The organism is Nakamurella deserti, from assembly GCF_003260015.1.
Lineage (GTDB): Bacteria > Actinomycetota > Actinomycetes > Mycobacteriales > Nakamurellaceae > Nakamurella > Nakamurella deserti.
The window spans coordinates 1,022,967-1,042,897 of record NZ_QCXS01000002.1 but is presented as its reverse complement, the minus strand read 5'-3'; the positions used below and the strand labels follow the sequence as shown (position 1 = coordinate 1,042,897).

Sequence of the window (19,931 nt, the reverse complement as noted above, 5' to 3'; positions counted from 1 at the left end):
GACCAGGCGGGTCACGGGCGGTCTCCGAGGATCGACGGGTCGGCACCGGGCACGACCGCCAGCACCAGCGGCACCCCCAGGACCGCCAGGGCGGCGAACAGGCCGTCCGGCGCGGACAGTGCGGCGGTGTCGGTCGCGGCGTCGACCACCACGACGACGGCGTCCGGATCGGTGCCGTCGTCCCAGGTGGCGTTGTAGAGGTAGCGCGGCACGCCGTCCGGGTCCGGTTCGGGGCTGACGAAACGGAAGGCCCGCCGCACCGGGTATCCGGGGTCGTCGACCGGGTGCACGGGTGAGCGGGTGGTGGTCTGGAAGCGCACCGTCCGGAGAGGGGTGACCAGTGCCGTGGCCAGCCGCAGCGGCAGGTACATCAGCTCCTCCGTGCCGACGACCAGGACCCGACCGGCCGGTACCGCGGCGTCGAGGACCTCGGCGGCGGCGCTGACCGCCGCGTCGAAGGCCGCCGCCTCGGCGCCGAGCGCCCCGTGCCGTCCGCCCTCGGGCAGCGCGGCGGGCCACGGCAGCACGACCCGGGTGACCGGCGGCACCGGAGCCGCCGCGGACGGCGCGGCCGGGTGCGCGGCGACGTGCGCGGCCGCCGCGCCGGCCAGGCCGGCGGGCAGGTGGACGCCGCCCGAGGTCAGCGCCACCACCGTGATGGCCACGCCGAGATCGTCGGCGAACGCGTCCAGGGTGGCGGCGTCGGCGGGACTGCGCAGATCGATCAGCGCCGCGACGACGTACCGCCGCCGCGGCGCCACCGCGTGCAGGGCGCGGATCGCCCCGATGGCCGTGGTTCCGGTGGACAGCTCGTCGTCGACGAGGACCAGCACCTCGTCAGGCCCCCCGCCGCCCAGCAACCCGGCCGGCTGCGGCTGCACGAGGTGGGCGGTGGCGTGGGAGTGGCCTTCCTCGAAGCGCAGTGCGACCGGCACCCCGGCGACCTCCCGCCGGGTCGAGTGCAGGTAGCTGCGGGCGTGCAGCGCCTCGGCGACGCAGTGCCCGAGGCCGGTGGCGGTCTCGGCGAAGCCGAACACCGCGGTGCCGGTGGCCGGCCGGTGACCCGCGACGAGCGCGTCGACCGGGTCGTGGTCCCCCCTTCGCAGCGCCTCCGCCGCGGTCCGCACCCGGTCCGCCGGAAGCTCGCCCAGCGAGGCGGCGACCAGCAGGCCGAGCAGCCGCCCGGCGCCGCGGACGAGCCCCGGTTCGACGGGGACGTGCTTGCCCAGCACGGTCGAGACCAGCAGGTGCGCGCGTCGCGGATTGCGCCGCAGTGCGAGCCCCACCAGCTCGGGGAGCTCCCAGCCGACCACGGAACCTCCGGTGTGCAGCCGCACCCCGAAGCGGTCCCCGACCCAGCCGTCGGTCCGCGGCGGAGCCGCCGTCACGTCCGCACCAACGCGGCGAGGAAGTCGACGAAGTTGGTGTCCGGGCCGGCGACGCCGAAAGCCCGCGCCCGCAGCATGATCTGCTCGGCCCAGAACCGGTGCGGACGCGCCTCGTTCATCTTGTCCCGGTACTCCGAGGCGCGGACGCCGGTGCCGCTGGCCAGGATGTCGCTCGCGTCGCTGAACTCCTCCGAGCTCACCACCGACAGGGCGTGCACGGGAGCGGCGTGCGACGGATGGATCACCGTCTTGCCGTGCAGCCCGTTCGCCCGGTCCAGGACGACCTCCCGGATCAGATCGTCGAAGTCCTTGGTGATGAGCCGATGCCGCAGCTGCGTCTCGTCGGACTCGACGAACGGTGTCGCCCGCAGCTGCGGGCGGAACATCCGCTCGTGGTTGGAGAAGTACTCCCACACCGGGCCGGAGATGGTGAAGTTCTCCGCACCTTCCCGTCCCAGCTGGTTGACGGCGTCCGAGATCAGGTCGGCCACCACCCGGACGTCGTAGATGCTCAGATCCCGGTCACGCCGGATGCCGTACAGCCCGCACAGATCCGTGGCACCGAAACGGACCGCGAGAACCTCCTCGCGGTACTCCCGGAGAATTGCCCTGATCTGCGTGAGGCTCTCGATCCGGCTTTCGCGGAAGATGACCTCGGGCGTCTCGATGACGGGCATCCCGAGAATGCGCCGACCCAGCAGACGGCCACTCTCGCGTACCGCTTCGAGGTGTTTGCCACCCGTTCCGGGCGAGAATTTCGGCAGGACGAAGCCGGCCAACGCGGACAATTCCGCTGCGGTACCCGAAGAGGTGATGTCGACGATGTGATCGGCGGATCGGACCCGGACGAAGATCAACGCGTCGACACCGGTGGACGACAGTTCGGCCAGGCTCTCCCGGGCCTGCCGCAGGGCATCCCCGACACGGCCGTCCTCGACCGCGTCCTCCAGGTCGATCACCATCGACCGCACGCCGCCGGCGATCGCCTTGCGCACCGCCGCGGACAGATCCGGACGCGTGCCCGGCACGTACAGCGTGGCTCCGAGAGCCCGTGACAGCAGGGGGATGTCGGTGTCGAGACCGAACTCCTCGGGTTCTCGGGCGAAGAGCTGCGCCCGGACGTCCGGGGGCAACTGGTCGAAATGGCGCACGGTGAATCGCTCGTACTCTCTGCTCGGCCGGGAACCGGCGACGACGGACGGGCCGCGGGGAATGGCGGGTCCGGACGGACCGAAGGGGTGGTCCGGCTTTTCCCCGATCATCCCAGACGGGTGGAGCCGGTGGTGTCATCCTGCTTGACGCGACGGGTGGACATACACTCCCCGGGCGTCACCGCCGGGGTGCGCGGGGAACTCGCATGCATTCCCGTTCGTTGGGAAGTCTGGAGTCCGGGAGCATCCCGGCCTCCCCGTTCACGGTGAACGGTGGACGAAGATCAGGAGAATCGTCGATGGCATTCTGGGACCAGCTCAAGTCGAAGACCGCCGATATGAGTTCACAGCTGAAGACCAAGACCGGTCAGTTCAAGAACAAGGAATTCGCGAACGGCACCATGGCCATGTGCGCACTGATCGCCGCCGCCGACGGGACCATCGACCCGGAGGAGCGCCGCAAGACCGCCGCGCTCATCACCAGCAACGACATCCTGTCGATCTTCCCGCCGTCGGAGCTGCGCGACAAGTTCGACTGGTACTGCGACAAGCTGGCCAAGGACTTCGACTTCGGCAAGGTCGAGGCGATCGCCACGGTCGCCAAGCTCAAGTCCAAGCCGGACCAGGCCCGCGCGGTGATCCAGATCGGCATCATCATCGGCGGTGCGGACGGCAACTTCGACGCCCACGAACGCGCTGCCGTCAAGGACGCCTGCTTCGCCGTCGGGATCGCCCCGTCCGAGTTCGACCTCTGAGCCACCGGTCCGACGGGACCCGCTCCGGCCATCGCCGGGGCGGGTCCCGTCGTCGTGGGAGGATCCGACCGGCGCGTTACTTGCTGCCGGGCGCCCAGTTCAGACCCCACCCGTAGGCCTCGTCCAGCGTGCGCTGACTGCCGGTGACGTAACGGACCTCGCGGCTGACGACCAGCTCGCCGCCCCGGTTCTCCAGCAGCGCGATTCCGCAGACCCGGGCCCCGGGGGCGTCGCCGTCCAACCGCACCTCGACCTCGGGTCCGGCGGTCGGGTACAGCGTGACGACGCCGTTGGCCTCGCCCCACTTGGTGGCTCCCTGGTAGATCATCGCGAAGATGAGGATGCGCTTGAAGCGGTCCGGCCGTTCCAGGTTGATCAGCAGGTTCTCCCCGCCGGCCGAGGCGCCACTGCGGTCATCGCCGTCGAGCAGGATGTACGGCGCCCGCTGCAGGTTGCCGAACTGCTTGCCCAGCGCCTGCACCCCGCCCTTCTGGCCGTCGCTGAGCTCGTAGAGACAACCCAAGTCCAGATCGATCTGGTCACTGCCGGCGAGCTTGGCCAGGAACCCCTTGCCGGGCGCCTTCGACGTCCAGTTCAGGTTGACCCGCATCACGCCCTGGCTCTGGCCGCGCTTGGTCAGGCTAATCGTGGGTGCCGACTTGGTCAGGGTGATCTTGCTCAGCGAGATCGGTGGTGCCGTCGGGGCGGGGGGCGTCGCCGGTGCCGCCGGAGTGGGCGGTGCCAACGGGGTGGGCGGTGTCGCCGAAGTGGGCGGTGCCGCCGGCGTGGGCGGTGCGGTGGTGGTGGCCGGGGCGGGCGGGGGGCTCGACTGCCGGCCCGGCCGGCTGAAGTCGATCCGCCCGCCGGCGCCGGGTGCGGCCGGTGCCGCCGGGGCCGGCGGCGCGGTGGGCGCGGCCGACTCCGGGGTCGCCGGCCGCTTCGGCGGCCGGGTGTAGTCGATGGCCATGGTGGGGCCCTTCTGTCCGGGCGGACCCGTGGCCGGACCCGCGGCGAGGCGCCGGCTGGCGCCGGGTCAGTGCGCGGCGGTCTGCAGCGGGGTCTCGGTGTCCTCGCGGGCGATCCGCTTGTTGCGCCGGAGGCTGGAGATGAAGGCGGCGCCGATGAACGCGACGCCCAGCAGGCCGGTGACGATCTCGTTGATGTGCACACCGATGGAGATCATCAGGATCGCCGCCAGCGCACCGATCGCCCAGTGGGCGCCGTGCTCGAGGTAGACGTAGTCCTGCAGCGTGCCCTTGCGAACGAAGAAGATCGTCAGCGACCGGACGTACATGGCGCCGATCAGCCCCAGGCCGAGCGCGATGATGATCGGGTCCGAGGTGATCGCGAAGGCGCCGATGACGCCGTCGAAGGAGAACGACGCGTCCAGCACCTCCAGGTACAGGAACAGGAAGAACGCCGCCTTGCCGGTGGCCTTGACGATCTTGTTCTGGCCGCGGGCCGGCTTGGCGGCGGCGCCGGCGGGGTCCGCGACCGGCGAGTCACCCGTTTCGTCGTCCGGTTCGACCTCCTCCGGCACGTGGAACAGCTCTCCGAGCCCGTTGACGGCGAGATAGGTGATCAGGCCCAGCATGCCGGACAGCAGCACGATGCCCGGATCCTCGGCGAGGAACTCCGCCGACAGCACCAGGGCGACGACGGCGACGATGACCGACAGCTGGTCGAGCTTGCCGATGCGCGCCAACGGGCGCTCCAGCCAGGTCAGCCACTTGATGTCGCGGTCCTCGAAGATGTAGTCGAGGAACAGCATCAGCAGGAACATGCCGCCGAAGGCCGCGATCTGCGGATGCGCCGCGGTGAGCAGCGCCGCGTAGCTGGTCGGGTCCTCGGCCGGCCGCTGCTCCATGGCCAGTTGGATCGCCTCGATCGGGCCCAGGTCGGCGGTGATCCCGACGATCAGCAGCGGGAAGACCAACCGCATGCCGAACACCGCGATGACGATGCCGACGGTGAGGAAGATCTTCTGCCAGAAGTCACTCATCCGCTGCAGGATCGTCGCGTTCACCACCGCGTTGTCGAACGACAGCGACACCTCGAGGATGCCGAGGATGACGCAGAGGAACAGGGCCGTCCAGCCGCCGTAGAGCACGGCGATCACCAACGACACGACCGTGACCCCGTAGGACCAGCCGAAGATCTTCAACACGGTGGGTAACGCCTTTCGGAATACGACGGGGCCCGGCCGGAGAGGCCGGGAAGGCCATTCTCCGTCCCGCCGGGGCCCGGGAGCCGGGGTGGGACGGAGAACACCCGGATGCTGCGGTGCTACAGGTTGACGCCGAAGTCGCGGGCGATGCCCGCGAGGCCGGAGGCGTAACCCTGGCCGGTGGCGCGGAACTTCCACTCCGCACCGTTGCGGTACAGCTCGCCGAACACCATGGCGGTCTCGGTGGAGGCGTCCTCGGTGAGGTCGTAGCGGGCCAGCTCGGTGCTGGTCGCCTGGTCCACGACCCGGATGAACGCGTTGCGGACCTGCCCGAAGCTCTGCCCGCGGGAGTCCGCGTCGTAGACCGACACCGGGAAGACGATGGAGGCGACGTTCGCCGGGACCGCGGCGAGGTCGACCTTGATGACCTCGTCGTCGCCCTCGCCCTGGCCGGTGAGGTTGTCACCGACGTGCTCGATGGCGCCGTCGGGCGAGCGCAGGTTGTTGAAGTACACGAAGTGCTGGTCGGACACGATCTTGCCGCCGGCGTCCAGCGCCAGTGCGCTGGCGTCCAGGTCGAAGTCGACGCCGGTGGTGGTGCGCACGTCCCAGCCGAGCCCGACGTTGACCGCGGTCAACTGCGGGGCCTGCTTCGTGAGCGAGACGTTGCCGCCCTTGGTCAAGCTGACGCCCATGGATGTTCCTCCTGATGCCGTCGGCTCCACCGGACGGGGCGCCGGTGGAGAACTTTAACTGCTGTTGACCGGAACGGCCGCGAGCCGACGATGGTTCCTCGCGGGCGTCGTGACCGTCGATGGCCGGCGACGGCGCTGGGTACTGTGACGCTCGATGGCGGGTCGATGGTTCGGGCGAGTCCGCAGGAGCCCGCAGGAGACAGCGGCCGCGACTGCGGCGCGGGACGGCGCCGTCGCCGCCTTCCTCGATCTGGACACCCGGCAGCGTTTCGTCGACGCGGCCATCCGGGCCGTGGTCGAGCTCGATCCGCGCTCGCCCCTGGCCCGGGAATGGGAGCGGGTGGAGCAGCAGTGCTTCACCGCCACCGCGGAGTACGTGTCGGTCAGCGAGCGGTACGACCTGGACCGCACCACCGTGCCCGCGGGCGGCGCTCCGGTCGACCTGTTCGGGGCCACCACCGCCTATCAGCAGGTGCACACCCGGCTGGCCGACGCCGCCACCGCGGTCGACCGCTTCCACCAGCGGCACCGCGGCGAACTCGACCAGGCCCGGTCGGCCGTCGCCGCGACGCCCCGGATCGCCGAGGAGGCCGCGTCCGCCGCCGCGACGGCACGGCGGACCCTGGACGCCGCGGGCGCGTTCGCCGGCTTCCGCTCGGTGCGGCAAGCGGGTTCGGAGCTGACCGCCGCGATCGCCGACCTGGATGCGGCACTCGCGGCCGCGTCGGCGCAGCGCGTCCGGGCGGCGGCGACCCGGGTGCACGGCGCGGCGGCCGAGATCGACACGGCCCTGGCCGCGGCCCGCACCGCCGGTGACCGGGCGACGACCACGTTGACCAGCGTGCGGACCCGGATCGACACCGTGCAGAGCCGGCTGGACCGGCTGCCCCCGGTGCGGTCGGCGCTGCTGCGGGAGTTCAGCGAACCGAACTCCGCTGACCTGATCGGCAACGTCGACCTCGCCGTCCGTGAACTCGGCGCCGGGCGTGCGCAGTGGGAGGCCGCGGGTGTGGCCGTCCGTGAGGGCCGGCCGGAGGACGCAATGGACCTGTCGGCCACCGCCCGCGAGCACCTCACCGCCGCCGCCGACGCCTGTGACGCCCTGACCGACCGGCTGGCGCAGCTGCGGGCGGTGCGCGACGACCCGTCGACGGTGGAACGGGAGACCCGGTTCCGCATCCGCGACGCGCAGCGGCTGGTCGTCGACCGGGACAAGGTCGCCCAGTGGGGCTCGGTGCTGGACGCCCAGTCCCGCCGTGTCGACGTCGCCCGCGAACGGCTCACCGGCGCCCATCCGAACTTCTGGGCCTACCTCGGCGAGCTCGCGTCGGTCACCGCGTTCGTGCGCACGGTGGTCGAACGGGTGCGCGGCGAGGTCGAGCAGGGCCGCTGACCGCGACGGACGACCCGGGCGGGATCGACCGGCGGGTGGCGGCGGCACGACCCCGACCACCGCCGCGGGCGGCACGCCGTCTCCGCGAGGACGCATCGTGACCCGGACCCGGGGAACTTCCTGCGGCCCCGGCACGCTGACCCTAGGGTGACTGCGTCGGGCTTCCGGTACGTCCGGGAACCGCTGCGGTACCCCTGATCCGCACATCCCGAGGAGGAGACAGCAATGAGCGTAAGTCTGACCAAGGGCGGGAACGTCTCGCTGACCAAGCAGGCGCCGAACCTCACCGCGGTCAACGTCGGCCTGGGGTGGGACGTCCGTTCCACCACCGGCGTCGATTTCGATCTCGACGCCAGCGCGCTGGGGCTCAACAACGACAAGAAGATCGTCAACGACCAGTACTTCGTCTTCTTCAACAACCTCCGCTCGCCGGACGGCTCCATCGAGCACACCGGCGACAACCTCACCGGTGAGGGCGAGGGCGACGACGAGGTCATCAAGGTCAACCTCCCCGCTGTCCCGCAGGAGGTCTCGTCGATCACCTTCCCGGTGTCGATCTACGACGCGGACTCCCGTGGCCAGAGCTTCGGCCAGGTCCGCAACGCGTTCATCCGCGTCGTCGACGCCTCCAACGGCACCGAGCTCGCCCGCTACGACCTGTCCGAGGACGCGTCCACCGAGACCGCGATGGTGTTCGGTGAGCTGTACCGCAACGGAGCCGAGTGGAAGTTCCGGGCCATCGGCCAGGGCTACGCCTCCGGGCTGGCCGGCATCGCCCGCGACTTTGGCGTCAACATCTGAGTCGCGGCATCCGTTCGACCGGCCCGGCGCCGCGGCAACCCGCCGCGGCGCCGGGTTCGGTTTCTCCCCCGCCGCCGACGTAGGTTGCTGGGATGGAGATGCGCCCGGTCGGAGCAAGTGGTCTGAAGGTGTCCCGACTCGGGCTCGGCACGATGACCTGGGGCCGCGACACCGACGCCGACGAGGCGGCCGGCCAGCTGGAGGCGTTCGTCGCCGCCGGCGGCACCCTCGTCGACACCTCGAACATCTACGGCGACGGCGACGCCGAGACCATCCTGGGCACCCTGGTGCCCGACGTGGTCACCCGTGAACAGATCCGGATCGCCTCCACCACCGTCGGCGCCGGCGGTGGCCGCGGTGCCCTGAGCCGCGCCCTGGACGCCACCCTCCGCCGGCTGCGGACCGATCACCTCGACCTCTGGCAGGTGCACGCCTGGGACGCCACCGTGCCGTGGCGGGAGACCTGCGCCGCCCTCGCCCGGGCCGTGACCTCCGGCCGGGCGCACTACGTCGGGGTGTCGGGTCTGCAGGGTTGGCAGCTGGCCACCGTCGCCACCGAACTGACCCACCACGGCGTGCCGCTGACCTCGATCGAGGTCGAGTACTCGCTGGTGGACCGCGAACCGGAGGCCACCGTGCTGCCCGCCGCCGCGGCCCACGGCGTCGGCGTGCTGGGGTGGGCACCGCTGGGTCGGGGCGTCCTCACCGGCAAGTACCGCCACGGCACACCGGCCGATTCCCGCGGTGCCTCGCCGCATTTCGCCCGGTACGTGGGACGGCACCGGACCGAGGCGGCCGCCCGGATCGTCGAGGCCGTGGCGACCGCCGCCGACGGGCTGGGCACGTCCCCGTTGGCGGTGGCCGCAGCCTGGGCCCGGGATCGTCCGGGCGTGGCGTCCGCCGTCATCGGGGCCCGCGACAGCGCCCAGCTGCTGGGCTGTCTCGCGTCGGAGAACATCACGCTGCCGCCCGAGATCACCGCCGCGCTCGACGATGTCAGCTCGGCCGACCGCACCGGTGACTGAGCTCTCCGACCCCGTCTTCGCCGAGTTCTGCGCGGCGGGTCTCTGGCCGGGCGCGGGAAAGGCGCTGTGGCAGGCGTTCCCGGACGCCGGTATCCGCAGCGCCCGCGACGTCACGCAGGCCCGGCTCCGGACGCTGCCCCGGGTCACCGACACCCGCGCCGCTCGGCTGTTCACCGCCTGGATCGGCGCCGGGCAGGCCTACGCGCTGGCGGAACTGCTGGTGCCCGAGGAGATCCCGGTCCGCTGGGTGTCGCGGCTGATCGACGCGCTGGGCGACAACGCGGCCACCGCCCTGCGCAGCGACCCGTGGCGGCTGCTCGTCCTCCCGGACGCGGTCGTCGGCCAGGCGGACCGGCTGGCCCGGGCGATCGAACCGGGCGTCCGCCGCGACGATCCGCGCCGCGGCCGCGCGCTCGTCGCGTGGACCCTGAACCGCTTCGCCCGGGACGGCCACACCGCCGCCGCGACCGATGATCTCGCGGGCGGGCTACGGCCGTTCGGGATGGACGCCGACGCGGTGACCACCGCGGTGGCGTCCGCGGTCGCCGGCGGCGACGTGGTGCGGGTCGCGGACCCCGTCAGCGGAACGCCGGACTGGATCGCCACGACCGTACTGGCCACCGCCGAGACCGAGGTCGCCGACGCCGTCCTGCGCCTGGAACGTGCCGCGGTCCCGTTGGTCAAGGACATCGGCAAGGCCGGGGCGGTGCTCGACAGGGTGCAGCGCAGCGCGGTCGCCCACGCCGCCGAGCACGGTGTCAGCGTGCTCACCGGCGGGCCCGGGACGGGCAAGTCCCGTACCGTCGCCGCCATCGTCGAGATGTGCCGGGCGGCGAAGATCAGCATCGCGCTGGCCGCGCCGACCGGCCGCGCGGCCAAGCGGCTCGAGGAGCTGACCGGCGCGGAAGCGATGACCATCCACCGGTTGCTCGGCGCCCGCGGCGGACCCGTCGGCGACGGCGACCGCTTCGAGTACAACGCCGAGAACCCCGTCGACGCGAAGCTCGTGGTGATCGACGAGGCCTCGATGCTGGACGTCGAGCTGGCGGCCGCCCTGATGTCGGCGCTCCCTGACGGCACCCACCTGGTCGTCGTCGGCGACCCGGCACAACTTCCGTCGATCGGGCCGGGCCGGGTGCTCGGCGACCTGATCGACGCAGGCACGCTGCCGGTCGTCGAACTCGAGACGCTGTACCGGCAGAGCGCCGGCGGCAGTATCGCCCGGCTGGCCACCGCCGTCCGGGCCGGTGAACTCCCCCGGGTCGACGATCCCACCCGGGAGGTGGTCGTGGTGCCCGCACGGGGGTCCGGTGAGGCGGCACACCGTGTCGTGCAGCTCGTCACGCAGTCCATCCCGCGCGCGTTCGGCACCACCGCCGACCAGCTCCAGGTCGTCACCCCGGTGCACCGCGGTGACGCCGGCACCCAGTCGCTGAACCGGGCGCTCAAGGCCGCGCTCAACCCCGGCCGCGGATCGGTCCGCGGCTTCGACGTCGGCGACCGGGTGGTTGCGACCGCGAACCACACCGAGGCCACCCCGGTGGGCTACGCCAACGGCGAGGTCGGCACCGTCACCCGGGCCGCCGACAACTCGCTGACGGTGGAGTTCACCGGCGGCCGGTCCGACATCAGCGGCAAGGCGCTCAACGACCTGTTGCACGGTTGGGCCATCACGGTGCACCGCGCCCAGGGTTCGGAGTGGGAGGCGGTCGTGGCGGTGATGCCGCCGGAGGCGGGCTCGATGCTGTCCCGGCCGTTGGTCTACACGGCGTTGACCCGGGCGCGCCTGCACCTGTCGGTGGTGCACTCGGCCGGTCCGGCGCTGGCCCGCGCGGTCGAGCAGATCGGGCAGCAACCGCGGCGCACCCGGCTGCGCAGCCTGCTCACGGCCGCGCCCGGGTCCGCCACGGCGACCTGACCCCGGCCGGGTCGCCGCGGTGGCGACGGTCCCCGTTCGCCACGTCTCCCGGGCCGCCGGGAGCGGACGCCGCGACGCCGGGCGCCGTCCGGAGGCCCCATGGCACTTTCGGGCATCCTGGAGGTATGACGCTCTCGAGTGTGTTCCCGGTGCCGCTGGTGCGACGGGCGATCAGCGAAGCGCTGCGCGAGCGGGTGGCCGGCGACGACGCCGCCGAGGTGGGCCGGCGGATCTGGACCGATCCGGGTGAGCGGTGGTTCGCCCCCGGCACGGCCATCCACGTCCTGCACCAGGACGCCTCGATGTTCGTCGGCGGCCTCCGCTCGCTGCTCATGCAGATGCTGCACCCGTCCGCGATGGCCGGGGTGGCCGGGCACTCCGGCTACCGCAGCGATCCGTGGGGCCGGCTGCAGCGCACGTCGACCTTCATCGCCATGACGACCTACGGTCCCGTCGACCGGGCCGAGGAGCTGATCGGCAAGATCCGCGGCATCCACGAGCGGGTCCGCGGCAAGACCTTCGACGGCCGGCCCTACGCCGCCAGTGACCCGCACCTGCTGCGCTGGGTGCACCTCGCCGAGATCGACAGCTTCCTCACCGCGTACGAGCGGTACGGGGCACAGCCGGCGAGCCGGGACTTCTGCGACGAGTACGTCGCCCAGACCGGGCTGGTGGCCGCCAAGCTCGGCGTCGTCGACCCGCCGCAGACCCACGCCGAGCTGCAGAAGGCGCTGCAGGTCTACCGCCCGGAGCTCGGCGGGTCGCCGATCGCCTGGGACGCGGCGAAGTTCCTGCTGCTGAACCCGCCGCTGCCGCTGCCGGCCCGCCCTGGGTACGGGATGCTGGCCGCCGCCGCGGTGTCCTCGATGCCGGGCTGGGCCCGCCGCGAGCTGCGGCTCCCGCGGGTCCCGCTGCTGGACTGGGCGGTCGCCGAACCGATGGGCAAGGTCGCGACCGCGACCATCCGCTGGGCGATGGTGCCACCGGGACAGGAGACACGGACCGCGTGAGCGTGGTGGTAGGTATGGACGCAGGGACGGCACAGGTACGGGAGCACCATTGAACGACAGCCACGAGCAGGACGGGTCACCCCGCTGGACGGCGGCGGCCGCCGGCGTCGCCGGGATCACCGACGACGAGGAGTACGAGTACCAGCCGCTGCGGATCGATCCGCACCTGTCGCGTGGAGCGGCGGCGACCATGCTCGCCGTCCGCGCCGAGTTCTCCGGCTGGGAGTTGGCCCGCACGCTGAAGTTCACCGACGGGTCGCGCAAGGTGTGGTTGCGCCGCAAGCGGTCCCGGCACATGCTGCCCGGCCTGATCGTCTGAGACGGCATCCCCGCCCTCGCCGGTGGACGCCGGTGGACGCCGGTGGCGGGCCTCGGTGGCGGACGCCGACGGTGAACGGCGGCGGTGGATGCCGACGGTGACCCGCCGCCGGCCAACCCCGACGGTGGACCTCGACAGTCGACCTCGATGCTGGACGAACGCCGCCCGACCGGGTTCCCGGGCCGCCGGGCCCGGACGGACGCCGGTGGTGGCGCTGACCGCCGGTGGGCCGGCCCCGGTCCGGCGACCCGACGGCGCTACCGACTGCCGTTGCCGACCACCACCTGTCACCGACGCCGGGTGCGGTGGACGAGGGCGGCGCCGACCGCCGGATGCCGTCGGGTGCCGTCGGGTGCGGGTCAGTAGCCTGACGCGTCGTGAGCATCTCCGACGACACACCCTGGCCCGCGTCCCGGCGGGCGGTCCTGCGCGACGCGCTCGGCATCGGCGCGGCCACCGGGGCGTACGGGATCTCCTTCGGCGCCATCTCCACCGCCGCCGGCCTGTCGTTCCTGCAGACGATGGCGCTGAGCCTGCTGATGTTCACCGGCGGCTCCCAGTTCGCCCTGGTCGGGGTGATCGCCGGCGGCGGCAGCCCCCTCGCCGGAGCCGCGACGGCCGTGATGCTGGGGTCACGCAACGCGCTGTACGGGCTCCGGCTGGCACCGCTGCTGCAGACCCGCGGCCGGCGTCGTTTCGCCGCCGCGCAGCTGGTCATCGACGAGTCCACCGCGATGGCCATCGGCCCGGATGACCGCCGGACCGCCCGCTACGCCTTCTACGCCACCGGGCTGTCGGTCCTCGGGCTGTGGAACCTGGGAACCGCCGTCGGCGCCCTCGGCGCGAAGGCCCTGCAGGATCCCAGCGTGCTCGGTCTGGACGCCGCCGCGGCCGCGGCGTTCCTGGCGCTGTTGGGCCCGCGGCTGCGGGGACGGGAGCCGTGGGCGGTGGCCGTCGTGGCCGCGCTCGTCGCGGTCGTCGCCGTGCCGCTGGTGCCGCCCGGGGTGCCCGTGCTGGTGGCGGCGCTGGTCGCGGTGGCGGCGGCCTACCGCCCGGTGCGCCGGTGATCTGGCTCGGGGTCCTGCTGGGGTGCGCGGGTTGCTACCTGCTCAAGCTCGCCGGCCTGTCGCTGCCCGCGTCGTGGCTGGAGAAGCCGCGGCTGCAGCGGATCTCGACGGTCATGCCGGTCGCGTTGCTCGCCGCGCTGATCGGGGTGCAGACCTTCGCCGCCGGCCAGCGGGTGGTGTTCGACGCCCGGCTGGTCGGACTGGCGGTCGCCGGCGTCGCCGTGTGGCGGCGGTGGCCGTTCCTGGTGGTGGTCGGCCTCGCGGCGGCGTCGACCGCCGCGGTGCGCTGGGTCGCGCGGTAGGCGTCCACGGAGCCCCCGCCGGCCGGACGGAACGGTGACGGCGCCCATCGGCCACGTCGGCACCCCGAAGCGCCGACGCCGCTCAGCAGGTGCGCAGCAGCCGCTCCAGCACCCGCACACCGAACGTGAGTGCGTCCACCGGGACCCGCTCGTCGACACCGTGGAACAGGCCGGAGAAGTCCAGATCCGCGGGCAGCCGCAGGGGCGAGAACCCGTAGCCCCGGATGCCGAGCTCGGCGAAGACCTTGTTGTCGGTACCGCCCGACAGCATGTACGGGATGGCGGTGCCGTCCTCGTCCTCGGCGGCCAGCGCGGCCTTCATGTCGTCGACGAGGTCGCCTTCGAAGGGCACCTCCAACGGGGGCTGCCAGACCCAGTCGATGGTGACGCCCTCGCCGACGATCTCGGCGACCTGCTCGCGGAAGGTGTCCTCGCTGCCGGGCAGGATGCGGCAGTCCACCGCCGCGGACGCCTCCGACGGGATGACATTGGCCTTGTAGCCGGCCGTGAGCATCGTCGGGTTGGCCGTGTTGCGCAGCGTCGACAGCAGGATGCGCGACACCGGGCCGATCTTGGCGATCGATCCCTCGAGGTCCTCCGCCGGGAACTCCATACCGGTCAGCTCGGTGACGGCGGCGAGGAAGGCGTCCACGGTCTTCGTGCGCGTCAGCGGGAACTCGTGGGCCCCCAGCCGCGCGACGGCCCCGGCGATCCGGGTCACGGCGTTGTCGTGGTTGATCATCGACCCGTGGCCGGCGGTGCCGGTCGCCTTGAGAGTGGCCCAGGCGACGCCCTTCTCGGCCGCGGCGACCAGGTAGGCGCGCCGGGTGTCGTCGACGGTGATGGAGAACCCACCGACCTCGCTGATGGCTTCGGTGGCGCCCTCGAAGTGCTCCGGGTGGTGCTCGACGAGCCAGCGGGCGCCGTAGTAGCCGCCCGCCTCCTCGTCGGCCATGAAGGCGAAGATGAGGTCGCGGGCCGGGACGATCCCGGCCGTCTTGAAGTACCGGGCGACGGCCAGGGTCATCGCCACCATGTCCTTCATGTCGACCGCGCCGCGTCCCCAGACGTAGCCGTCCTGGACGGCGCCGGAGAACGGGTCGACCGTCCACTCGGCGGGGTTGGCCGGAACGACGTCGACGTGCCCGTGGATGAGCAGCGCACCGCGGGAGGGGTCCGCGCCGGCGAGCCGGCAGCCGACGCTGCCCCGGCCCGGAACCGACTCGTGGAACCAGGTCTCGTACCCGACCTCCTCCAGCTTCTGCTGGATGTAGCGGGCGGCGCGGGTCTCGCCGTCCCCGATGGTGTCGAGCTCGCCGGTGTTGACGGAGTCGATCTGGATCAGCTCGCTGCAGAGCTGGACGACCTCGTCCTCGGCGGGTGAGGGGCTGACTTCACGTGCTTCGGTCATGGCGTCGTTCCTACCACCCGCAAGCATCCGGATCACTCGCGGTGCAGGTCACGGTGTTCGCGGGAGCTGCATTTGGGATCTCCGCACCCGACCGACTATCGTGGTCGAGTCGCTGCACTTCGGTGCGGGGCACACCCTGTCCGGGTGGCGGAATGGCAGACGCGCTAGCTTGAGGTGCTAGTGCCCGCAAGGGCGTGGGGGTTCAAGTCCCCCCTCGGACACATCTCGACCCGCACCGATCGGGTCACCTGCGCTACCTGTGAAGTCTGGGCCGCTGCGTGGGTCGACTGCCTATCCGGCTCCTCGTTGCGGCCACCGCGTGGCGCGATCGCGGCACCCGACTCCCACCGTCCGGGCCATTGCGAGGCGCGGCCACGGTACCCGTCTCCCACCGTCGCGGCCACGGGGTGGCTCGACGGCGTGAGCCCGGATGCCGCAACGTGCGGGACGCCATCCCGGGTCGGCCCGGTGGCCGCCGATGCCCCAGCCATGGGGGAACACCGGCACCGAACGCCCGCGCCGGCGGCGCGGTCCCCGACGCCGATGGGTCAGGCGTCGTACTCGGCGCCGGGCCACAGATCGAGCATGGCCTGCACCTTGTCGGAGGTCATGTACGCCTGCAGGAAGCTGGCTTTCGCGCCGAGCGGCTGCAGGGCGGCGTTCACGTCCCGCAGGGTGCGCCGAGGCGCGTGGTGCCGACCGACCAGGAAGTAGTACTTCTGCCGCGGGTAGGCGGCCTCGTCGACCCAGCTGCCCATCACCCGGGCCGGCGACTCGACCTGGGCGGACGGGCGGGGCGCGGATTTCGCAGGCGTGGTGACCAGCACGACGTGCGCACCCGTGGGCACCGGGAGGCCGAAAGGTCGGTCGCTGCCCAGGTTCTCGGTGATGCAGACCGGGAACAGCGCGAACCGGCCCTCCACGGTCGGCACACCGCCGGGGCTGGCGCGGAGCCCCAGGTCGCTCTCCCACTCGGCGAGGCGCTCCCGGGCCCGCTCCGACACCGGCGCCGGGCCCGTCCAGCCCAGGAGGTACACCGTCCGCGGCCGCGGCCACGGCAGCTCGACCGGCTGGGCGTCGAGCTCGACCTCCGGCGACTGACCGGACCCCGCGTCGGCCGGCGTTCCCGCGGCGCCGCCGGCGGCACCCGCGGCCCGCTCCACGGACGGGCGTTCGGCGGCGGGTCGCACGTCCCGGGTCACGGGGGCGCGGGTCTCGCTCGGTACCACCGTGGCGGCCCTGGGTCGCGGCGCGGGCTCCGTGGCGTACCGGTTCTCCAGTTCCAGCAGCTGGGCCCCCGTCAGCGGGTCACCGGCGAGAGCGAGCAGCGCGGCGAACGCCTGCCGCGCATCCTCGAGCACCTCCGGCAGATCGGTGATCAGGGCCGCCTCGAACATCCGTGGCGCCGACCGCGGGGCGGCGTCGGCCGAGCCCGTGGCGAGGAACGGGTCGGTACCGGAGGCGAGGACCAGCGTCGCGTTGAGGGTGGCGAGCGAATGGATCTGCACCCCGGCCCGCTGCCAACGCACCAGCACGCCGGGATCGGTGGTCCCCCGCTGCAGTGCTTCGGGAGAGGCGTTCACCACGAGGGTGCAGCCGCGGCCCAGCGGCAACAGCCGGTCGGCGTCCGCACCGACGGACGGGACCGCCGCGACCACGTCCGTGCGTCCGGCGACGGCGGGGCCGAGCACCTCCCAGACCGCGTGGCCGGAGACCAGACGGACCGACCGGTCCCCGCCGAGAGGGTGCCTTCCCATGCCCACCACCCTGCCTCATCGGGGCGGTGCAGGTCCATTCGGGTCAGTGACACACCGCGCGGACGCCGGCGCACCGACGTCCGGAAGGGATCCGCCGTACCGCCGTCCCGTCCGGCGTCCGGTCACCGGTCCGTGTGGGCGAGCAGCGCCGGGACGACGACGTCCCACCGCTGGGGAGGTGGCTGCTGGTGCCCGACCCCGTCCAGGGCGAGCAGCCGGGCGCCCGGGATCGACCGGGCGAGGGCGCGACCGTGGGCGAGCGGGAACAGTGGGTCCGCGGTGCCGTGCAGCACCAGCGTGGGACACCGGATGTCCTCCATCGCCCTGCCGTCCGGCCAGGCGTCACCCGCGGCCAGGACGTGGTTGCCCATCGCGGCCGCCATGTCGGTGGTCCGGTCGATCTCCGCCACGGCCAGGCGTCGCACCCGGGCCTCGTCGAACCCCAGGGCCCCGGCGTAGGGCCGCTCGGCGTCGACGCGGTACGCCAGCACCGCGGCGCGGTCGCTCCAGTCCGGTGCCGGCGGCGGGTCCGACAACCACCGCACCAACGGTGTGGTCGGTCCGGGCAGTGCCACCCCGTCGTAGGGTCCCGCAGGGCTGGTGGCGACCAGGGTGAGCGTCCGCAACCGACCCGGCGACCCTGCCGCCAGCGCCTGTGCCAACCCGCCGCCGAGCGACAGACCCACGACGTGCGCCGCATCGACCCCGAGCGCGTCGAGGATGCGCAGGGGGTCGCCGGCCAGATCCGACGCCGTGTAGTCCGGCCGGCCGGGGGGCGACGCGGTGGACCGGCCGGTGTCCCGGTGGTCGTAGCGCACCACGAGACGCCCACCGGCGGCGAGCCGGCGGCAGAACGCGTCCTCCCACCAGACCATCGACTGCGCGCCACCGGCGATCAGCAGCACCGCGGGGTCCGCCGCGGATCCGAAGGTCTGCACGCACAGCGAGACCGCACCGGACGTCAGCATCCGCTCCGCCATCCCGCGACCCTACGACGACCGGTCGCGCGCAGGCGCGGTGAGATCGGCCGTGCCACGGCCGGGATGCGGCGGCGAAACCCCTGGGTCCGACCGCACCAGGGCGGCAGCGCAGCCGCCCCCGGCCCGGTCGGCGCAGCGGCCGCGCATGGCGAGAGGCCCGGGTCCGACCGCACCAGGGCGGCAGCGCAGCCGCCCCCGGCCCGGTCGGCGCAGCGGCGGCGCATGGCGAGAGGCCCGGGTCCGACCGCACCAGGGCGGCAGCGCAGCCGCCCCCGGCTCGGTCGGCGCAACGGCGGCGCGTGGCGGGAGCCCCGAGTTCGACCGCACCAGGGCGGCAGCGCAGCCGCCTCCGGCTCGGTCGGCGCAACGGCGGCGCGGGGCGAGAGCCCCGAGTTCGACCGCACCAGGGCGGCAGCGCAGCCGCCCCCGGCTCGGTCGGCAGCGCAGCCGCCCCCGGCTCGGTCGGCGCAACGGCGGCGCGGGGCGGGAGCCCCGGGCCGGACCGCACCGGGCCGGTAGCGGGTCCCGGCGGCTCAGTCGGCGCGACGGCGGCTCAGTCGGCGCGACGGCGGCGCGTCGGCCGCGGCGGCACCGCACCGCCGTCGACCACCGCGGCCCGCTCCTGAGCGGTCCAGGCGTGCAGGGCCCGCGCCTCCTGCGGGGCCATCCCGGCGGCCGCCGCGGACCGCAGCCCCGCGGCCTTGCGACCGTAGGTCCGCAGCGCCTGATCGACGGCACCGGCCGCGTAGGTGACCGCCAGTCCCGGATCGACCCCGAGCGAGGTGCCGACCTCGACCGCGTCCTGGTTGGCCCCCATGTACATGAACTGCCAGCCGTACCCGTGCGTCTGCTCGGTGATCATGGCCCTGATCTGCGGACGCGTGAACTCCCGCGACGCGTTCTCCAGGCCGTCGGTCATGATGCCGACGATGACCGTGCCGGGCCGTTCGTCCTCGGGCAGGGCCGCGAGCCGCGCACCGGTGCCGTTGACCAGCCGGCCGATCGCGTCGACCAGGGCGGTGCTCCCCCGCGGCACCAGGTCCAGCGGTGGCACGTCGGCCACCGGGACGTCGAGATAGACCTCCTCGTAGTCGTTGTCGAACTGCGCCAGCGACACCGTGCAGCGGCCGGGCTGCTCACGCTGCTCGGCGATGAAGGCCTCGAAGCCGCCGACGGTGTCGCTGCGGGTCGACTGCATGGAACCCGAGCGGTCGAGCAGGAAGGCGATGTGGGTGAAGTGGGGATCGGTCATGGCGGTGCCTCTCCGGGAAGGGTCAGTCGTTGCGGCGGGCGCGGAATCGCATCGGCGCCGGCGGCGGTACCGGCGCGTACTCCCCTCGTTCGACGTCGTAGCGGGCACGTTCCACACCCTTCGCGGAGACCCGGCCGGTGGCGTCCCCGTAGGCGGCCAGCGCCGCGGTCCGGGCCAGTCGCGGCCCCACCGCGTTCTCGCTCAGACCGGCGAGCTGGGCGGCCGCCCGGATCGAGACGTTGTCGGCGAGCACCGTGCGCGCCAGGGTCTCGTCGATCGCCTGACTGACCAGCTCGGCGGCCCGGCGCAGCAACGGCAGTGCCGCGGCAGGCTGCGCCGGGTCGACGGCGGCGAGCGCGTCACGAGCGCCCGTCAGGGAAGCGTCGAGGGGGTCATCGGTCGTCATAGTGGCAGCGTACCGCAGTTACTGCGGGTCCGCATCAGTGTTGCTGCCGTCGGGTCTGCGGACGGGCGTGCGGTGCCGGACGACGACCGCCCCGCCGGTCAGGATGATCGGCGGGGCGGTCGGTGCGGTCCGGG

General features: G+C 73.0%; 19 protein-coding genes and 1 tRNA gene. 10 read left to right on the top strand and 10 right to left on the bottom strand.

All coding sequences use genetic code 11. From position 1 onward, the window contains the following. Nucleotides 1-11: 11 nt before the first annotated feature. Both DB033_RS04885 and DB033_RS04880 read right to left on the bottom strand, forming a co-directional pair. A complete protein-coding gene (locus tag DB033_RS04885) occupies nt 12-1,388 on the bottom strand; it encodes a phosphoribosyltransferase family protein (RefSeq protein ID WP_111765697.1) in 1,377 nt (458 codons plus the stop codon). Then, complete coding sequence (locus tag DB033_RS04880) at nt 1,385-2,539, bottom strand: HpcH/HpaI aldolase/citrate lyase family protein (RefSeq protein ID WP_205843651.1); 1,155 nt, start codon at nt 2,537-2,539, stop codon at nt 1,385-1,387. Before DB033_RS04880 ends, DB033_RS04885 begins: the two co-directional genes overlap by 4 nt. Nucleotides 2,540-2,838: 299 nt before the next feature. Between DB033_RS04880 and DB033_RS04875 the strand changes: the two genes are divergently transcribed. Then, a complete protein-coding gene (locus tag DB033_RS04875) occupies nt 2,839-3,294 on the top strand; it encodes a tellurite resistance TerB family protein (protein WP_111765695.1) in 456 nt (151 codons plus the stop codon). A 76-nt stretch (nt 3,295-3,370) separates the two neighbouring features. On the opposite strand, the gene DB033_RS04870 is transcribed toward DB033_RS04875, so the two are convergent. From DB033_RS04870 to DB033_RS04855, 3 genes are all read right to left on the bottom strand, one after another. Then, nucleotides 3,371-4,039 (bottom strand): TerD family protein, encoded by a 669-nt coding sequence (locus tag DB033_RS04870; protein WP_111765694.1) that lies wholly within the window; start codon nt 4,037-4,039, stop codon nt 3,371-3,373. A gap of 288 nt (nt 4,040-4,327) precedes the next feature. Next, complete coding sequence (locus DB033_RS04860; RefSeq protein ID WP_111765692.1) at nt 4,328-5,461, bottom strand: DUF475 domain-containing protein; 1,134 nt, start codon at nt 5,459-5,461, stop codon at nt 4,328-4,330. Between the two features lie 119 nt (nt 5,462-5,580). Further along, a complete protein-coding gene (locus tag DB033_RS04855) occupies nt 5,581-6,156 on the bottom strand; it encodes a TerD family protein (protein WP_111765691.1) in 576 nt (191 codons plus the stop codon). 154 nt (nt 6,157-6,310) lie between these two features. Between DB033_RS04855 and DB033_RS04850 the strand changes: the two genes are divergently transcribed. The 8 genes from DB033_RS04850 (at nt 6,311) to DB033_RS04815 (ending at nt 13,991) form a co-directional block, all read left to right on the top strand. Then, nucleotides 6,311-7,549: a hypothetical protein gene (locus tag DB033_RS04850; RefSeq protein WP_111765690.1), complete on the top strand. Its 1,239-nt coding sequence runs from the start codon at nt 6,311-6,313 to the stop codon at nt 7,547-7,549. A 225-nt stretch (nt 7,550-7,774) separates the two neighbouring features. After that, the gene (locus DB033_RS04845) at nt 7,775-8,350 is read left to right on the top strand and encodes a TerD family protein (protein ID WP_111765689.1); all 576 of its coding nucleotides are present in this window, start codon (nt 7,775-7,777) and stop codon (nt 8,348-8,350) included. Between the two features lie 92 nt (nt 8,351-8,442). Then, on the top strand, nt 8,443-9,375 hold the full coding sequence (locus tag DB033_RS04840; protein ID WP_111765688.1) for an aldo/keto reductase: 933 nt from the start codon (nt 8,443-8,445) through the stop codon (nt 9,373-9,375). Continuing rightward, nucleotides 9,368-11,293, top strand: coding sequence for an ATP-dependent DNA helicase (locus DB033_RS04835; RefSeq protein ID WP_240615736.1), 1,926 nt, complete (start codon nt 9,368-9,370; stop codon nt 11,291-11,293). Before DB033_RS04840 ends, DB033_RS04835 begins: the two co-directional genes overlap by 8 nt. 125 nt (nt 11,294-11,418) lie before the next feature. After that, the gene (locus tag DB033_RS04830; RefSeq protein WP_111765686.1) at nt 11,419-12,303 is read left to right on the top strand and encodes an oxygenase MpaB family protein; all 885 of its coding nucleotides are present in this window, start codon (nt 11,419-11,421) and stop codon (nt 12,301-12,303) included. Between the two features lie 49 nt (nt 12,304-12,352). Next, the gene (locus DB033_RS04825; protein ID WP_240615735.1) at nt 12,353-12,622 is read left to right on the top strand and encodes a DUF5703 family protein; all 270 of its coding nucleotides are present in this window, start codon (nt 12,353-12,355) and stop codon (nt 12,620-12,622) included. Between the two features lie 377 nt (nt 12,623-12,999). Further along, on the top strand, nt 13,000-13,689 hold the full coding sequence (locus tag DB033_RS04820; protein ID WP_205843649.1) for an AzlC family ABC transporter permease: 690 nt from the start codon (nt 13,000-13,002) through the stop codon (nt 13,687-13,689). Continuing rightward, nucleotides 13,686-13,991 carry an AzlD domain-containing protein gene (locus tag DB033_RS04815; protein ID WP_111765685.1) on the top strand — a complete coding sequence of 102 codons (306 nt, stop codon included), beginning with the start codon at nt 13,686-13,688 and terminating at the stop codon, nt 13,989-13,991. The genes DB033_RS04820 and DB033_RS04815 overlap by 4 nt, the downstream gene beginning before the upstream one ends. Nucleotides 13,992-14,073: 82 nt before the next feature. Here the strand turns inward: DB033_RS04815 and DB033_RS04810 are convergent, their stop codons facing one another. Continuing rightward, nucleotides 14,074-15,402, bottom strand: coding sequence for a M20/M25/M40 family metallo-hydrolase (locus DB033_RS04810; RefSeq protein ID WP_111765684.1), 1,329 nt, complete (start codon nt 15,400-15,402; stop codon nt 14,074-14,076). Between the two features lie 138 nt (nt 15,403-15,540). On the opposite strand from DB033_RS04810, the gene DB033_RS04805 reads away from it, so the two are divergent. After that, nucleotides 15,541-15,623: transfer RNA gene (locus DB033_RS04805), tRNA-Leu, on the top strand. Between the two features lie 327 nt (nt 15,624-15,950). On the opposite strand, the gene DB033_RS04800 is transcribed toward DB033_RS04805, so the two are convergent. The 4 genes from DB033_RS04800 to DB033_RS04785 form a co-directional block, all read right to left on the bottom strand. Beyond that, nucleotides 15,951-17,159 (bottom strand): hypothetical protein, encoded by a 1,209-nt coding sequence (locus DB033_RS04800; RefSeq protein ID WP_111765683.1) that lies wholly within the window; start codon nt 17,157-17,159, stop codon nt 15,951-15,953. 122 nt (nt 17,160-17,281) lie between these two features. Continuing rightward, the gene (locus DB033_RS04795; protein ID WP_111765682.1) at nt 17,282-18,139 is read right to left on the bottom strand and encodes an alpha/beta fold hydrolase; all 858 of its coding nucleotides are present in this window, start codon (nt 18,137-18,139) and stop codon (nt 17,282-17,284) included. A 553-nt stretch (nt 18,140-18,692) separates the two neighbouring features. Then, on the bottom strand, nt 18,693-19,391 hold the full coding sequence (locus DB033_RS04790) for a vWA domain-containing protein (RefSeq protein WP_111765681.1): 699 nt from the start codon (nt 19,389-19,391) through the stop codon (nt 18,693-18,695). 22 nt (nt 19,392-19,413) lie between these two features. Beyond that, on the bottom strand, nt 19,414-19,797 hold the full coding sequence (locus DB033_RS04785; protein WP_205843648.1) for a hypothetical protein: 384 nt from the start codon (nt 19,795-19,797) through the stop codon (nt 19,414-19,416). Nucleotides 19,798-19,931 lie beyond the last annotated feature (134 nt).